Source organism: Phytoactinopolyspora endophytica, assembly GCF_004138495.1.
Taxonomy (GTDB): Bacteria; Actinomycetota; Actinomycetes; order Jiangellales; family Jiangellaceae; genus Phytoactinopolyspora; species Phytoactinopolyspora endophytica.
The window spans coordinates 195,438-211,859 of record NZ_ML142849.1; the positions used below are offsets into that span (position 1 = coordinate 195,438).

A 16,422-nucleotide genomic window follows, 5' to 3' on the forward strand; every position below is an offset into this window, starting at 1 on the left:
GCGTGGCGGCATGCGGCGGAGACGACGACGGCGAGACGTCGGAAAGCGAAACGGAGAGCATCAGCCAAGCCGATATCGACGAGGCCATGCAGACTCCAACCGAGATCACCTTCTGGACGTGGGTTCCGGACATCGAAAAGGAGGTCGCCCTCTTCGAGGAGGCGTACCCGGAGATCAGCGTCAATGTCGTCAACGCGGGCCAGGGCGCCGATCACTACGCGAAGCTCCGCACTGCTCTGGAGGCCGGAGAGGGAGCACCCGATGTGGCGCAGATCGAGTTTCAGATGATTCCTACGTTCTCCATCACCGAGAACCTTCTCGACCTGCGGCCATACGGCGCGGAGGAGCTCGCAGACCAGTTCGTCGACTGGACCTGGGCGCAGGTCAGCGGTCAGAACGGCGAGGTGTGGGCCATCCCTCAGGACACCGGGCCGATGGGCATGCTGTACCGAGAGGACATCTTCGAAGAGCACGACATCGAGGTCCCGGAGACGTGGGATGACTTCGCGGAGGCGGCGCGGGAACTGAACGAAGCCGATCCCGATGTCTTCATCACGAACGTGGCCCCGAACCAGGGCGCGTGGTTCTCCGCGATGCTGTGGCAGGCCGGTGCCAACCCGTTCGCGGGATCCGAGGGTGAACGCTTCTCCGTCGACCTCAACAGTGAGCAGGCGCAGCAAGTGGCGTCCTACTGGGGAGACCTGGTCAGTGAGGGCGTCGTCTCCACGGACGCAGACTTCACAGACCAGTGGTACCAGGCGTTCAACCAGGACAAGTACGCCACCTGGCTCACGGCCGCGTGGGGACCGGTATTCCTTGCCTCGGCTGCCGAGTCCACCAGCGGGAACTGGCGCGCCGCACCGCTGCCCCAATGGGAGGAAGGCGAGCAGATTTCCGCCAACTGGGGTGGCTCGACGTCGGCGGTGATGAGCTCCGCCCAGAACCCCATCGTCGCGGCAGAGTTCGCCAAGTTCCTGAACGCCGACACCGAATCCGCCATGACCATGGCAACCGAACAGTTCCTGTTCCCACCGCTGACGTCGGTCCTCTCCGACCCGGAGTTCGCCGAGCAGGAGCTGGAGTTCTACGGTGGGCAGCGGGTCAACGAGGTGTTCGCCGAGATCAGCAACACCGTCACGAACGAGTTCCAGTGGTCGCCGTTCCAGGATCAGGTGTACGCCGACTTCACTGACACTGTCGGCAAGGCTTTTGCCGACCAGACAGATCCAGTCGCCGCGCTCGACGAGTGGCAGTCTCGCCTCACGTCGTACGCGGAGAACCAGGGCTTCACGGTCGAGTCGCCGTGACCCCTACCGCAACGCAGGCGCCGCCCGCCGGGACGATGGGCGGCCGCCTGCGTCAGCACCCGCACACGTCCCGGCATGCCTTCACGGGGTACCTGTTCGTCGCGCCGTTCATGATCGTCTTCGTCGCGATGCTCCTGGTGCCACTCGGATACGCGGCCTACCTCAGCCTGTTCCGCGAGCAACTCATCGGCGGCACGGTGTTCGTCGGCCTCGACAATTACGTCAGGGCTCTCTCCGACCAGCAGCTCCTGAGCGGGATCTTTCGCGTCGCACGGTTCTTCCTGATCCAGGTGCCGCTCATGCTGACCCTGGCACTGTGCTTCGCGCTCGCGCTGGACAGCGGGATGCTCCGCCTGACTCGGGTCGTCAGGCTCGGCATCTTCATCCCGTACGCCGTGCCCAGCGTCGTCGCAGCATTGATGTGGGGCTACCTGTACGGCCCCGATTTCGGGCCGTTCGCCCAGTTGGCCGAAGAGATCGGAACCGCGGTGCCGAGCTTCCTCGGCAGCAACCTGATGCTCTTCTCGCTGGCCAACGTCGTGTTCTGGGAGTTCACCGGATACAACATGATCATCCTGTATGCCGCGTTGCGGGCGGTCCCGTCGGAGCTGTACGAGGCAGCGGCCGTGGACGGCGCCGGCGCGTGGCGTACGGCATGGAGCGTGAAGATCCCGTCCATCCGACCCGCCCTGCTGCTGACACTGATCTTCTCGGTGATCGGCAGCTTCCAACTGTTCAATGAGCCCAACCTGCTGCAACAGCTGGCACCGAACGTGATCGACAACGCGTACACGCCGAACCTCTACGCTTACAACCTCGCGTTCGTCAGCCAGGAGCTCAACTACGCGGCCGCGGTGTCATTCATATTGGGCCTGGTCATCCTTGTGGCCTCGTACGCCTTCATGTACATCGCCACCCGCAGGAGCCGGTCATGAGCGCCATCACGACGACGTCTGCCGCCGCCACGAAGTCGCGGGCACCACTGGACCGGCGAAGCACGCCGTTGACGCTCGGGATGCTGGCGTTCCTGGTCTACTTCCTGCTGCCGCTGTTCTGGCTGTTCATCGCGTCGACCAAGACCACCGGCGACCTCTTCGCCAGCTTCGGTCTATGGTTCGCCGACGACTTCTCCCTCCTATCGAACATCGAGCGCACTCTCACCTACGACGACGGTGTGTTCGTCCGGTGGCTGCTGAACACGCTGCTCTACGCGGTTACCGCCGCCGGCGGAGGCGCCATGCTGGCCGCCCTCGGCGGATATGGCTTCGCCAAGTACCGGTTCGCCGGCAACCGCCCGCTGTTCATGCTGGTTCTCGGTGCCATCATGGTCCCGACGACGGCTCTGGCGATCCCGACGTACCTACTGTTCAGCAGGGTGGGATTGGTCAACACGCCGTGGGCGATCATCCTGCCGTCGCTGGTCAGCCCATTCGGGCTGTACCTGATGCGGATCTACGCCGAGAGCGCGGTGCCGGACAGCTTGATCGAGGCCGCACGCATTGATGGTGCCGGCGAATTCCGGATCTTCTTCCAGGTGGCACTGCGCATGCTGATGCCCGGGTTCGTCACCGTTCTGCTGTTCACGCTCGTCGCGACCTGGAACAACTACTTCCTGCCGCTGATCATGCTCAACAACCCGTCGCTATATCCGATCACCGTCGGTCTGGCCCGGTGGCAGGGGCAGGCCGCAGCCTCCGGAGGCGCCAGCGGAGACCTGGTCCCGCTGGTGGTGACCGGTTCGCTGCTGTCCATCGTCCCGCTGATCATCGCATTCCTGCTGCTGCAGCGGTACTGGCAGTCCGGTCTGCTGACCGGCGGGGTCAAACAGTGACAACAGACATCCCACCCGACAGACGAGAGAGAAGAGAATTGCAGATGGATCAATGGCCCGGCCACGTGCTGTTCGGGGCGGCGTACTATTACGAGTACCAGCCCTATGAGCGGCTCAAGACCGATCTCGACCTGATGGCCGAGGCCAGCTTCTCGGTCATCCGCGTCGGCGAGTCGGTGTGGAGCACGTGGGAACCGGAGAACGGCCGATTCGAGCTCGACTGGCTGCAGCCGGTTCTAGATGGTGCGCACGAGCGAGGCATCGGCGTGGTCCTGGGAACCCCGACCTACGCCGTACCGCCGTGGCTGGCCAGGCAGTATCCGGAGATCGCGGGCGAGCGGTCGACCGGGCAGCGGATACCGTGGGGCGCGCGGCAGGAGGTGGACTTCACCCATCCGGCGTTCCGGTTCCATGCCGAGCGGGTGATCCGGCGGATCGTCGCCCGTTACGCGGACCACCCGGCGATCCTCGGCTACCAAGTCGACAACGAGCCGGGAAACGAGCTGTTCCACAACCGCGGCGTCTTCGAACGGTTCGTCGACGACCTGCGGCACCAGTACGGGGACGTGGAGACGTTGAACCGGGAGTGGGGGCTGGTCTACTGGTCCCACCGGTTGTCCACCTGGAACGACCTGTGGGTGCCCGATGGCAACGCGCAACCGCAGTACGACCTTGCGTGGCGCCGGTTCCAGGCGCGGCAGACCACGGAGTTCATCGACTGGCAGGCGGACATCGCGCGGGAGTACGCCCGTCCCGGCCAGTTCGTGACCACCTGTCTGTCCTACGGACGCCCCGCACTGGACGACCACAAGCTGACCGCCTGGCTCGACATCACCGCGGGTAACCCGTACTACACGATGCAGGATGGACTTGAGATAACTGCTGGAGAGCCCGACCCGCAGGGATGGACCACCAACGGCACGTGGGCGTTGTACCTGTCCGCGGACCGCATGTACTCCTCACGCCAGGAACCGTTCCTGGTGACCGAGACGAACGCACAGGCCATCGGCGGGCCATCGACCAACAAGCCCGCATACGACGGTCAGTGGCGGCAGGCCGCATGGGCCCTGGTCTCCCGTGGCGCACGGATGATCGAGTACTGGCACTGGCACACCTTGCACTTCGGCACAGAGACCTACTGGGGCGGGATACTGCCGCACAGCGGGCGCCCGGGCCGTACCTACCGCGAGCTCGCCCGGCTCGGTGCCGAGCTGCGCACCGCCGGCGACTTGATCGGCCGCCTGACGCCGGACGCAGACGTGACGATGCTGTACTCGGCACCGAGCAAATGGGCTCTCCAGGCGCAGCCGGCCCTCTCCGGCGCCGACGGCGGGCCGGATCGCCAGTCGTACCAGTCGATCTTCGATCCGTTCTACCGTGGCGCCTTCGACGCCGGTCTCCAGGTGAACATCGTTCATGCCGGCCAGTTCCAGGACGACGATGCCGCGGCCTTCGCCCAACGGCACCCCGTGCTCGTCGTCCCTGGGCTGTACATCGCCGACGACGCGACCCTGGACCGGCTCGTTGCCTACGCCGGCGCCGGTGGACACTTGGTGCTCGGTCCACGGACCGGGTACGGAGACCATGAGGCCCGGGCCCGGAGGGAGGTTCAGCCGGCACGGCTCGCGGACGCGGCCGGTGTCTGGTACGACGAGTTCACGACGCTCACCGAGGACGTGACGGTACGCACAAGCCCGGGATCGGCACTCGCGCTGCCGGATGACGCGTTGGCCACCCGGTGGTCGGACGGCCTTCAGACCGAGGACTCCGAGATACTCGCCCAGTACGAGCATCCGCACTTCGGGCAGTTCGCCGCGGCCACGACACGCACGTACGGCAAGGGCCGGATCACCTATGTGGGCACCGTGCCGAATACCGCGTTCGCCGAGGCGATCTTCCGCTGGATTGACCACGACCACGCGGACGGCTGGCAGCAGTGCCAACGTCCGCTCACGGTGACGTCCGCCCACACCGACGACGGACGCACCGTACGTTTCGTACACAACTGGTCCTGGGACGAGGCGTCACTCCGCCTACCGAGCGCCGTCCGCGACGTGCTGAGCGGGACCGATCACGCGCACGGCGACGAGCTGCGGCTCGGCGCGTGGGACGTCCGCGTCCTGCTCGAGCGTGGCTGACGGGTGTCCCTGGCAGCCGCATTGGCCCGTCGCAAGAATCCGTTCGACACGCCGGCCGCCCACGGCAAGGATGGGCGCAATGGAACCCGCTGACTTCTACACCGGCATTGTCGCTGAGCTCTACGCGCCTCTACGAGCTTTCACACAGGATCCGGAACCCTATGTCCAGTTCATCCGGGACACTGGCGAACCGGCGCTGGAGCTGGGCTGCGGCGACGGTGACCCGTTGCTTGACCTGCGCAGGCGAGGGATCGACGTCGAGGGTGTCGACTCTTCGGCCGACATGCTCGAACGATGCCACCGCAGGGCCGACGAAGAGGGCCTCGACGTGGTCTTGCACCACCAGAAGATGGAATCGTTGGACCTCCCCCGACGCTACCGGGCGATCTTTCTCGCCGGGCCTACGTTCACCCTGCTTCCGGACGACGACAGCGCTGCGCAGGCACTAGAAGGTATCCGGGCACATCTCGAGCAGGGCGGCACGGCTCTCGTCCCGCTCTTCATTCCCCCGCCCACGCCTGCGGAACAACTCGGGCGGGTCCGAGAGAAGGCCGACGGAGACGGTGCAGCGCTGCGGGTGACTGCTCTATCCGAGGAACGGGACGAAGACCGGCGACTCCGGCGCACGACCCTGCGCTACGAGAGACATACGCCCGACGAACGGACCGCCGTCGACAGGCAGTGGGACTTGCATTGGCACACGCAAGACGGGTTCCGCGACCTGGCTCGCGCGGCGGGCCTGGTGACCACGGCCATACGCGATCCTGCCGGGCATCCTGCGGCGACAGACGCCACGGAGTTCACCTTCGAACTTGGCCGACGATGAACTCTGCTGACGGACCTCGTCAATCGATCCGGTGGAGATCATCGGCATAGTACCCACGCCGCTCGGCACGCCGCCGGATCACCTTGTCGGCGATGGAATGGCGCCTCACCGGGGCGAATGGCGCTAGCAGCAGCAGCAGACCGATGCCGGCCACGACCAACGGGATCATGACGACCAGGCCGCCCGTCGCGGCCAAGACCCGAGCGCCGGTTCCCGTCACGAAGACAGCGGCGTCTTCGCATGTGATCGTGGCGGTGCCGGTGTGGTCGGGATGTGCCAGCGCATCCCAGAACCAACGCCCTGTCCGCGGTTCGCCGGACCCTGGCGTCACGGTGCATTCGTTCAAGCGGGGGCTGTCCTCGTCGGGGTCGAAGGGCCGTACGATCACGCCGACTTCATCGGACTGCCACGTCGTTGCCCGATCCGGGCCCACTTCGTCGCCCTGCCCTCTGAAGTACAGGAACGCTGCGACCATGAGCGCGACGCAGACGAATCCGCCGAGAAACATCGTCCATGCGACGATCAACACCTTCGAGCGTCGCCGTGGCAAGCTCTGATTCATCATTCGTGTCCGCCCTCAATTTCCGATGGTCCGCTTCGAAGCATCGCACGCGCGACTACACACTCGCTGATCGCGCCGGCCGTTGGCGCGTGCTAGCGGGATACAGCGGACCTTTAAACTTGGCCGACAATGGACTCTCAATCCACGCCTGACATCGAGCCGTTCACATTGCCCGGGCAGTTCCGGCCATCCGGCGCGCCGCCCCATTACCAGGCCGGGCAGCACATCCTCTGGCGCGAATGGTGCCCCACCCGCAGGCACCGCGGCCCAGAGGTGGTTCGCCCTGTGACAGTTGTCCGTGACGACCCCAGTGGTCTGGTCGTATGGCTTTCCGCCGGCACTCCGGTCTTCCGCGCTGTGTTGTCCGACGGCCGCGACTTCCGCCAGACGCCGGTGAACGAACGGCATCGCCATGGACGAGCGTCCAAACGCGGCGCCTGGCACGGCAACGGAGTGCTGAAGATCGCCCCGACAGGCGTTCCATGGTCAGTCTGGGTGTTCTGGGACGAGGAGTGGAACCATCGCTGCTGGTACATCAATCTCGAAGACGCCCATCGGCGAGACGCCGCCGGCATCGTGACACGTGACCACGAGCTCGACGTCGTCGTCTGGCCCGACCGCACGACGGAGATCCAGGACGAAGACGATCTCGCCGCCTCGGTTGCAGCAGGTCGCTACACCGAGGCCGACGCCGCTCAATATGCCCGCGACGCGGAGGCCGCGGTGCAGGCCGTGCAGGAGTGGACTCCTCCCTTCTCCAGCGGCTGGGAGTCTTGGCGCCCTGATCCCGCGTGGCCTATCCCGCAGATGCCGGCTAGCCTCACCAGCGATTACTGACCTAGGTGAAATCTTCTTCCCAATACTCGTCGGCCCGGCGAGGATCGTCGGCGACACGGCCCAGCTCCGTCGTGCGCAACTCAACTCTGCGGATCTTGCCGGAGATCGTCTTCGGCAGCTCGCCGAACTCCAGCCGGCGGATCCGTTTGAACGGTGACAACCGTTCCCGGCAGAATCGCAGGATCGACTCGGCGGTCTCGGCTGTGGGCTTCTGACCTCCCGCCAGCACCACGTACGCCTTCGGGACCGCCAGCCGCACGGTGTCCGGAGACGGCACCACGGCCGCCTCGGCCACCGCCTCGTGTTCGATCAGCACACTCTCCAGCTCGAACGGGCTGATCCGGTAGTCCGACGCCTTGAACACGTCGTCGGCCCGTCCCACGTACGTCAGGTAGCCGTCGCCGTCACGGGAGGCCACGTCGCCCGTGCGGTAAAAGCCGTCGGAGCCCGCCTCACCCACGCCGGATTCGGCGTCTTGGTAGCCGGTCATCAATGCCAGCGGCCGCTCCGCCAGGTCCAAAGCGATCTCGCCCTCGTCGGCGGGATTGCCCTGCGGGTCGAGAAGGACGACCCGGTAGCCCGGCAACGGCCGTCCCATCGAACCCGGTTTGACCGAGATCCCCGGCGAGTTGCCGACCTGAGCCGTGGTCTCGGTCTGGCCGTAACCGTCTCGGATGGTCAGGCCCCACGCCCGGCGCACCTGTTCGATCACCTCCGGGTTGAGCGGCTCCCCCGCACCGACCACCTCCCTCAGTGCTACCTGCCAGCTGCCGAGATCCTGCTGGATCAGCATCCGCCACACCGTCGGAGGAGCACAGAAGGTCGTCACCTGGCACCGGACCAGCACATCCAGCAGCGCGGCGGCATCGAACCGGGCGAAGTTGAACACCAGGTTGGTCGCTTCGGCGTTCCACGGCGCGAAGAAGTTGCTCCAGGCGTGTTTGGCCCACCCTGGCGAACTGACGTTCAGGTGCACGTCGCCGGGCCGCAGCCCGATCCAGTACATCGTCGACAGGTGGCCCGCTGGATAACTCGCGTGAGTGTGTTCCACCAGCTTCGGCCGCGAAGTGGTCCCCGAGGTGAAGTAGAGGAACAGCGGGTCCGACGCCTTGGTCACGTCCGCCGGCTCGAACTCCGCCGGTCCGTCGTCGGCCTCTGCCAGCGGAATCCAGCCGTCGGCATTGCCACCGGCGACGAACCGCCGATACGTGCCGCCCAGTGCCTCGAACTTCGCCGTCTGCGCGGGATCCGTGACCACGTGCCTGACATCGCCCCGGTTCAGCCGATCGGCCAGGTCGTCGCCCGCCAGCAGTGTCGTCGCCGGGATGATCACCGCGCCGAGCTTGATCGAGGCCAGCATCACATCCCACAGTTCAGGGACGTTCCCCAGCATCACCAATACCCGGTCGCCGCGGCCCACCCCGTGGCCACGCAGGAATCCGGCGAGCCGATTCGAGCGCTGGACCATCTCGGCGTAGCTGCGCCTGACATCCACACCGGACTCGTCGACCACCCATAGCGCGGTGCGGTCCGGATGATCCGCCGCAACCCGGTCGAACCAGTCCAGCGCCCAGTTGAACTCGTCCAATACCGGCCATTGGAACTCTTCCACCGCCGCGTCGTGGTCGTCGCGGTGCTCGAAAAGAACGTCTCGAGCCGTCCGGAATGAATCGTGGGCATCCATTGGCCACCGTCCCTTCATGGGTCGAGGAGATGTTCCCCTCATCCTCACCCCGGGGAACGCACGTTGTCGCGGTCTACGGCTGGGAAGATCCGTTCCAGATGCCTAGATGAACCACCGAGCGATGCACGGACGGCTGCCGCTCGGACCTCGCGCTCGTACGCTGTTCGGTGTGTCACCGTTGACGATGGCACGACCGATGTCCTCCGGAGGGCACCATCGCATGAGACCGCCGCCGTCCACCTACCGCCTACAGCTCAGCGCGGACTTCGCGTTGGGCGACGCCGCCGCGGTACTGGATCACCTTCGGGACCTGGGCGTGGGCGCTGTCTACTGCTCACCGCTGCTGCAGTCCGCGCACGGTTCCAACCACGGGTACGACGTCGTCGACGTCACCCGGGTCGACGACGCGCGCGGAGGCGAGACCGGCTGGACGGCGCTCGTCGCCGCTGCCAGACAACGGAACCTGGGCGTGGTCGTCGATATCGTGCCCAATCACCTCGGCGTCGCGGACGCGACGCAGAACCCAGCCTGGTGGGACGTCCTCCGCCGAGGTCCGGACTCGGCATACGCGTCGTGGTTCGACATCGAATGGGCCCGCGGGCGCATCCTGCTGCCGGTGCTCGGCCCCGGCGCCGACCTCAAGGCAGACCTGACCGTCGAGAACGGCGAGCTCCGCTACGCCGACCTTCGCTTCCCCATCGCGCCGGGAACCGGGCCCGCATCCGGCGAGGGCGCATCCGACGTCCACGATCGCCAGCACTACGAACTGGTCGACGCGCGCCGGGCGGACACCGACCAGAACTACCGCCGGTTCTTCGCGGTGACGACGCTCGCCGGCGTGCGAGTCGAGGATCCCGACGTCGCGGCCGCCACCCACGCACGCATCATCCGATGGGTGGGCGACGATGCTGTCGCAGGCGTGCGCGTCGACCATCCCGACGGGCTGGCCGACCCTACCGGGTATCTGGCCTGGCTGCGCGACACGGCACCGGACGTGTGGCTGATCGTGGAGAAGATCCTTGAGCCCGGCGAAGATCTCCCGTTGGAGTGGCCGGCGGACGGCACCACCGGCTACGACGCGCTGGCCGAGGTCAGCCCGCTCTTCGTCGACCCAGCCGCCGAGCCTCGGCTCGACCGGTTGTACCGCGAGCTGACCAGCGACCCCCGCGACTTCGCGGCCCACGTCGAGGCAGGTAAGCGGCACGTCGCCACGACGATCCTGCGGGCGGAGTTCCGTCGGTTGGCCCGCCTCACGCCGGACGTCCATCAGGCGGTCGACGCGCTCACCGAACTCGCCATTGCGTTCGGTGTCTACCGCTCCTATCTGCCGATCGGTGCGGGACATCTGGCGGCCGCGGTCACCACCGCCCGTCGTCGACGGCCCGACCTCGATGACGCGATCACCGCGCTGGCGCCACGCCTCGCCGATCCATCGGACGAGCTGTGCGCACGCTTCCAGCAGACGTCCGGCGCGATCATGGCCAAGGGAGTGGAGGACACGGCGTACTACCGGTACAACCGGTTCGTGGCGCTCAATGAGGTGGGCGGCGATCCCGGTCGGTTCGGGCTCGGCCTCGACGCCTTCCACCAGGCGCAGGAACGCCGGCACGCCATCGCTCCGGACTCGATGACCACCCTGTCCACGCACGATACGAAACGCGGCGAGGACGTCCGTGCCCGGCTCGCGGTGCTGTCGGAGCTGCCCGAGGAGTGGGCGGCGCTCGTGCGGCTGCTGAACGGGCAGGCCCCGATGCCGAACGCCGCGTTCGGTTACCTGATGTGGCAGACCGTCGTCGGGGTCGGTTTCATCGACCGGGAACGGCTGCACGCCTACGCGGAGAAGGCGATGCGCGAGGCCGCCGACGGCACGAACTGGGCCGATCCCGACCCGTCGTTCGAACGCGTGGTTCACCACGCCGTGGACGCGCTCTACGACCGGCCGGACCTCCGGGCCGCGGTCACGGGCCTGCTGGAGCGGATCCGGTCGCACGGATGGAGCAACGCGCTCAGCCAGAAGCTGGTACAGCTCACCATGCCCGGCGTCCCGGACGTTTACCAGGGCACGGAAGGCTGGGAAGACTCACTCGTCGATCCGGACAACCGCCGGCCGGTGGACTTCGCGCAGCGGCATCGGCTTCTCGAGGTCGAGAGGCCGCCCGTCGACGTCACGGGTGCGGCCAAGGCGTGGGTCGTCTCCCGCGCCCTGCGGCTCCGCCGTGACCGGCCCGAGCTCTTCGGCCGCTACCGTCGGGTGCCGGTGGCGGGATCCGCCGCGGATCACGCCATCGCGTTCGACCGGGGCGGAGCGATCACCGTCGCGACCCGTCTCCCGGTCACACTGCACCGCCGGGGCGGCTGGGGCGATACGGCCGTCGAGTTGCCCCACGGCTTGGTGGACACGTTGACCGGGCGGCCCACGGGTGGCCGGACGTCACTCGGAGAGCTCCTGGACATCTATCCGGTCGCGCTGCTCGCGCCCGGTGCCGAAACCCCCGGACGGCGATCACCATGACCGAGTTCCACCTGTGGGCTCCGCGCGCGGAGCGAGTGCGGCTGCGTGTCGACGATGACAACGTGCCGATGACGCGCGGCGACGACGGGTGGTGGTCGGCCGACGCCGTCGCCACGGGAGGAACCGACTACGGCTACCTGCTCGACGATTCCGAAGACCTGGTGCCCGACCCCCGCTCCAGGTGGCAGCCCTACGGCATCCTTGGCGCCAGCCGGATCTACGACCATGGCCGCTTCTCCTGGACCGACCACGACTGGACCGGCCGCGATCTGACCGCCGCGGTGCTTTATGAGCTGCACATCGGCACGTTCAGCCCAGGCGGGACGTTCGACGGCGCGGTCGTGTTCCTCGACCATCTGGTCCAGCTGGGCGTCACCCACATCGAGGTGCTGCCGGTCAACGCCGTCAACGGAGTGTGGAACTGGGGCTACGACAGCGTCGGCTGGTACGCGGTGCATGAACCTCTCGGCGGGCCGGACGCGTTCAAACGGTTTGTCGACGCCTGCCACGCCCGGGGCCTCGCCGTGGTGCTCGACGTCGTCTACAACCACGTCGGCCCGGGTGCGGAGTTCCTGTCCGAGTTCGCCCCGTACCTGACCACCGGCCGAAGCACGTGGGGTGAGCTGATCAACCTCGCCGAGCGACCCGTGCGTCGCTTCATCATCGACAACGCCCTGATGTGGTTGCGCGATTACCACGTCGACGGTCTGCGCCTCGACGCGGTGCACGCGTTGGTCGATCCGCAGCGACCGCACGTGCTGGCGGAGCTGTCGGCGGAGGTCGAGCAACTGTCGGCCGAGGTCGGTCGGCCGCTTCCGCTGATTGCCGAGTCCGACCTCAACGACCCGGTCATGATCGAACCCCGTGCGGCCGGCGGCTACGGCATGGATGCGCAATGGGACGACGACGTCCACCACGCCCTGCACGCCCTGCTCACCGGCGAGCGCCAGGGCTACTACTGCGACTTCGGGTCGCTGGCTGTCTTCGCCAAGGTTTGCCACGCGGCCTTCCTACACGACGGCACGTATTCCACGTTCCGGGGCAGAGTCCATGGGCGCCCCATCGATGCTGAGCGCATCCCCGGCTTCCGGTTCGTCGCGTGCCTGCAGAACCACGACCAGGTGGGCAACCGCGCCGCCGGTGAACGGCTGCCCGAGCTGGCCTCCCCCGGCAAGATCCGGGTCGGTGCCGTGCTTCTGCTCAGCCTGCCCTTCACGCCGATGCTCTGGATGGGCGAGGAATGGGCGGCGTCTACCCGGTGGCCGTTCTTCACCTCACATCCCCAGCCGGAGCTGGCCGCGGCCACCGGGCCGGGCCGGATCGAGGAATTCGCCGAGCACGGCTGGGATGTGGAGGCGATGCCGGACCCGCAGGACCCAGCCACGTTCGCCGGCGCCAAGCTGGACTGGGGCGAACTCCACCAGGCCGGCCACGCCGACGTGCTCGAGCTGTACCGGCGACTGATCACGCTGCGCGCCGCCGAGCCAGAGCTGCGCGACAGCGATCTCACCGCGCTGGCCGTCGATTACGACGATGACCGCTCCTGGCTGGTATTGCACCGCGGCTCGCTGCAGATCGTGGCGAACCTGGCCGATCACTCACAGCGAGTCCCCCTGCTCGATCCATCCGACGCCGCGGAGATCCTCCTCGCGACCGGCGATGCGACCGTCGTGAGTGGCGGTCGCCTCGAGCTTGCCCCGGAATCCGCCGTCATCGTGCGGGTCTCCTGACGCCGCCATGTCGTGGCCGATCTCCACCCTTCGAAGATTCCCTCGGGCAAGGCGATTGCGCCCGTTCGCATACGGGTAGGCAAGACGCCGGAGAAGCCGGCGGCACGTTCTGCCGGCCCGACCTCCGAACGTGGCACCGACGTCGCTGGACTGGAGGGTGACATCGTCATGGCTAAGACCTCGACCACGGATCATTCCGCGACCAAGACCCGCTCGGTACTCGCCGCATGCGGGGCGAGCCTGTTGGCGCTTCCCCTGGCTGCCGCCGCCGTCGACAGCGGTGCGAAGGACGCGGCCGCTGCCGTCGCGCCGGCCGGCCAGAGCGAGACGGCGTCGTCGGCGCCGACCAAGAGCATCGGGTTCTACGTGGGCAAGAACCTCACCGAAGACGGCTCCGCGCTGCTGGGCGGATTCGGACACGAGCCGTCAAGTCACTGGCTGGAGATCGTGCCGCGCCGCGAGTTTCCCGATGGAGCGACGACGACGGTCGGCATCACCGATGAGGCCCGCATGCCCGGCGAGCTCATCGAGGTCCCGCAGGCTCAGGAGACCAACAAGTACATCACCTCGAACTACTCCGAGTTCGCCGGTTTCCCGGCGCCGCTGACGAACGGCGGGCTGAACGAGCACGGCGTCGCCGCACGCGACATCTGGTCCCCCAGCAGCGAACGGCTGCTGGAGTTCACCGACGACGTACAGCGCGGGCCGAACTACAGCGACCTCTCCCGCATCGCGATGGAACGCGCGAGCACCGCGCGTGAGGCGGTCGAGATCGTCGGGTCGCTGATCGACGAGTACGGCTACTCCAGCTACGGCGGCAACTCGCACCTGTTCGCCGACCAGGACGAGGGCTGGGTCCTCGTCAACTACGGCGGTAACCAGGGCTTGTGGGCGGCGGAGCGACTCGGCCCGGACGAGACCCGTGTCTCCTTCCCCGGCTATCTCAACCCGTTCCCGCTGGACTTCGAGGACCGTCCGGACGAGTTCCAGGCGTCGGGCAACTTCATCGACTTCGCCGTCGAGCAGGGCTGGTTCGATCCGGAAGAGAACGACGAGTTCGACCCGCAGGAGGTGTACGCCGGCTGGCAGCCGAACGATCGCGTGGTCACCGACACCCACCCGTGGGGCAACAACGTTCAAGGCGAGCTCGAGGAGGAGCTGGCCAAGGAACTCGCACCCGTGTCGCTGGAGGACATGATGGCCTACGTCCGTGACCCACGATGGTCGCACGACCGGTCCGGATACGGCCACGTGGCGCAGCTCTCCGACGTCGAGCATCCCGAACTGAACGCGCTGTGGACGGCGGTGACCGGCGCGATCACCACGCCGTACGTGCCCGTCTACATCGGAGCCGAGGACGTGCCGCCGGAGTTCAAGCAACACCGGTACATGACCAAGGGCGCGGCTGCGGAGTGGCTGGCAGCCGACTACGCGCCGCTGGAAGCGACGCGCTATGCCACCCGGACGTTCAAACGAGTCATGTACCACACGTGTGAGAATCCGCAGGCCTACCTGCGGCCGGTCACCGGCGAGATCGAGGAGTTCGAAGCGGACCTCCTGCATGAGCAGAAACGGATCGAGCGACGCGCGCAGGCGCGGCTGCGGTCGGGGCGGACGGACGCGGCCGCTGAGCTGCTCACCGACTACGTCCAGGAGCGGCTGCTCGACTCGCTCGAGCTCGGTGAGGACCTGGCGAACGCGGTCGAGGAGCGCACCAGCGACGAGTCAGGGATCCGGCTGCCGAGCGGGCGCGAGCTGCCGGGCGAGACATACCGTCCCGAAAGCCAGAGCATGAACCGCGGCGGCGGGCTGGAAGGCGACGGTAACAACATCGTGCACTGCTACCGCGAGGAGCTCGACGAGTATCCGCGCGAGCATGGCGCCTACGCCGACCAGGCAGGTGACCTGCTCGGCCGGCCAGGCAAACCGGGCGCCACGCTCGACGACGTCGATCCTGACGCGCTGCAGGACGCGATGCGGGAAGCCCGGGACGAGCACGATCCGGAGGAAGACTGGGACGCCTTCGTCGCCGCCGTGCTGGAAGAGATCGGCGATTGAGACCACGTCGGCCCGGCCGATGAGTATCGCGTAGTTCGACGGTCTACACAGTCGTTGGGCCAACCTACGCGAAGGAGGCCATCATGCCTGCCGAACCTGCCCTCATCGAACGAGTGGAACAGCCCTACGTGGGCATCACACGTGTCGTCACCATGGAGACTATGCCTGAGGTGGCTGACAGGCTGCCGGAGGTGTTCGGCTGGCTCGCGGCGCGCGGCATGGCCCCTGCCGGATCACCGTTCTTCAAATACAACCGCATCGACATGGCCACCGACCTCGAGGTGGAGGTCGGCGTGCCTGTCGACGCGGCCCAGAGCGGCGACGATGTGGTGGCCGCGGGGGTACTGCCCGCCGGCCGGTACGCCACCGTGACCCACATCGGTCATCCCGACAACCTCATGAGAGCGACAGGTGATCTCTTGGAGTGGGGCAACCAGCAGGGGCTGGAGTGGGACAGCTCGGACACGCCTGACGGCGAGGTCTGGCGTTGTCGCCTGGAGATTTACCACACTGACCCGGCGGAGGAGCCGGATATGAACAAGTGGGAGACCGACCTCGCGTTCAAGATCACTGATCGATGAGGTCAGCCACCTGCCGACAGCCGTAGCGGGTGTTCGTCGGGGGCGAACGGTTGATCACCACGAGATGGGTGATCTTGGTTGTGGGCGTGCAGGCATTCGAATAGCATGGACACATGTTCGATTCGGATGCCTGTAGCTCTGCCTCGCTGGGCGAGATGCCTAGTGGGGCGGCTCGTGGTGGGCGGGGTCGGTTTGAGCCGGACCCGGTGCGGGCGAGTGCGCACCGTGCCGCGCACCAGGCCGAGGTCGAGGCGTGTTGGGCGCGTCTCGTCGCCGCCGAGCAGACCGACTGGGAGACCACGTCTGTGGTGTTGCTGCAGGCCGGGGTGGACCCCAATGATCCGTTCGCGGTGGAT

Annotated in this window: 13 protein-coding genes; 11 read left to right on the forward strand and 2 right to left on the reverse strand. The window is 67.0% G+C overall.

Annotated features, from left to right (window positions below; genetic code table 11):
* Nucleotides 1-2 precede the first annotated feature (2 nt).
* The 5 genes from ELR45_RS00870 to ELR45_RS00890 all read left to right on the forward strand — a co-directional run bounded on the left by ELR45_RS00870 (nucleotide 3) and on the right by ELR45_RS00890 (nucleotide 6,102).
* Nucleotides 3-1,307, forward strand: coding sequence for an ABC transporter substrate-binding protein (locus tag ELR45_RS00870; RefSeq protein WP_420813764.1), 1,305 nt, complete (start codon nucleotides 3-5; stop codon nucleotides 1,305-1,307).
* A 35-nt stretch (nucleotides 1,308-1,342) separates the two neighbouring features.
* Nucleotides 1,343-2,242, forward strand: a complete 900-nt coding sequence (locus tag ELR45_RS00875) for a carbohydrate ABC transporter permease (protein WP_129663388.1) — start codon at nucleotides 1,343-1,345, stop codon at nucleotides 2,240-2,242.
* On the forward strand, nucleotides 2,239-3,138 hold the full coding sequence (locus ELR45_RS00880; RefSeq protein WP_205855641.1) for a carbohydrate ABC transporter permease: 900 nt from the start codon (nucleotides 2,239-2,241) through the stop codon (nucleotides 3,136-3,138). Before ELR45_RS00875 ends, ELR45_RS00880 begins: the two co-directional genes overlap by 4 nt.
* 44 nt (nucleotides 3,139-3,182) lie before the next feature.
* A complete protein-coding gene (locus ELR45_RS00885) occupies nucleotides 3,183-5,276 on the forward strand; it encodes a beta-galactosidase (RefSeq protein WP_129662681.1) in 2,094 nt (697 codons plus the stop codon).
* 79 nt (nucleotides 5,277-5,355) lie between these two features.
* Nucleotides 5,356-6,102 (forward strand): class I SAM-dependent methyltransferase, encoded by a 747-nt coding sequence (locus ELR45_RS00890; protein WP_129662682.1) that lies wholly within the window; start codon nucleotides 5,356-5,358, stop codon nucleotides 6,100-6,102.
* Nucleotides 6,103-6,121: 19 nt separating this feature from the next.
* Here ELR45_RS00890 and ELR45_RS00895 read toward each other — a convergent pair whose 3' ends face one another.
* Nucleotides 6,122-6,664 carry a hypothetical protein gene (locus ELR45_RS00895; protein ID WP_129662684.1) on the reverse strand — a complete coding sequence of 181 codons (543 nt, stop codon included), beginning with the start codon at nucleotides 6,662-6,664 and terminating at the stop codon, nucleotides 6,122-6,124.
* A gap of 129 nt (nucleotides 6,665-6,793) precedes the next feature.
* Between ELR45_RS00895 and ELR45_RS00900 the strand changes: the two genes are divergently transcribed.
* Nucleotides 6,794-7,501 carry a ribonuclease FAU-1 family protein gene (locus ELR45_RS00900; protein ID WP_129662686.1) on the forward strand — a complete coding sequence of 236 codons (708 nt, stop codon included), beginning with the start codon at nucleotides 6,794-6,796 and terminating at the stop codon, nucleotides 7,499-7,501.
* A gap of 1 nt (nucleotide 7,502) precedes the next feature.
* Here ELR45_RS00900 and ELR45_RS00905 read toward each other — a convergent pair whose 3' ends face one another.
* Complete coding sequence (locus tag ELR45_RS00905; protein ID WP_129662688.1) at nucleotides 7,503-9,185, reverse strand: AMP-binding protein; 1,683 nt, start codon at nucleotides 9,183-9,185, stop codon at nucleotides 7,503-7,505.
* Nucleotides 9,186-9,405: 220 nt separating this feature from the next.
* Here ELR45_RS00905 and treY point away from each other — a divergent pair, with 220 nt between their 5' ends.
* The 5 genes from treY to ELR45_RS34310 form a co-directional block, all read left to right on the forward strand.
* The gene (gene treY / locus ELR45_RS00910) at nucleotides 9,406-11,697 is read left to right on the forward strand and encodes a malto-oligosyltrehalose synthase (RefSeq protein ID WP_129662690.1); all 2,292 of its coding nucleotides are present in this window, start codon (nucleotides 9,406-9,408) and stop codon (nucleotides 11,695-11,697) included.
* The gene (treZ, locus tag ELR45_RS00915; RefSeq protein WP_129662692.1) at nucleotides 11,694-13,427 is read left to right on the forward strand and encodes a malto-oligosyltrehalose trehalohydrolase; all 1,734 of its coding nucleotides are present in this window, start codon (nucleotides 11,694-11,696) and stop codon (nucleotides 13,425-13,427) included. The genes treY and treZ overlap by 4 nt, the downstream gene beginning before the upstream one ends.
* Before the next feature lie 168 nt (nucleotides 13,428-13,595).
* Nucleotides 13,596-15,485, forward strand: coding sequence for a C69 family dipeptidase (locus tag ELR45_RS00920; RefSeq protein WP_129662694.1), 1,890 nt, complete (start codon nucleotides 13,596-13,598; stop codon nucleotides 15,483-15,485).
* 83 nt (nucleotides 15,486-15,568) lie between these two features.
* Entirely contained in the window at nucleotides 15,569-16,066 is a 498-nt protein-coding gene (locus tag ELR45_RS00925; RefSeq protein WP_129662696.1) for a GyrI-like domain-containing protein, read from the forward strand.
* A gap of 113 nt (nucleotides 16,067-16,179) precedes the next feature.
* A partial coding sequence (locus ELR45_RS34310) for a hypothetical protein (RefSeq protein WP_165367347.1) occupies nucleotides 16,180-16,422 on the forward strand: 243 nt, incomplete at its 3' end.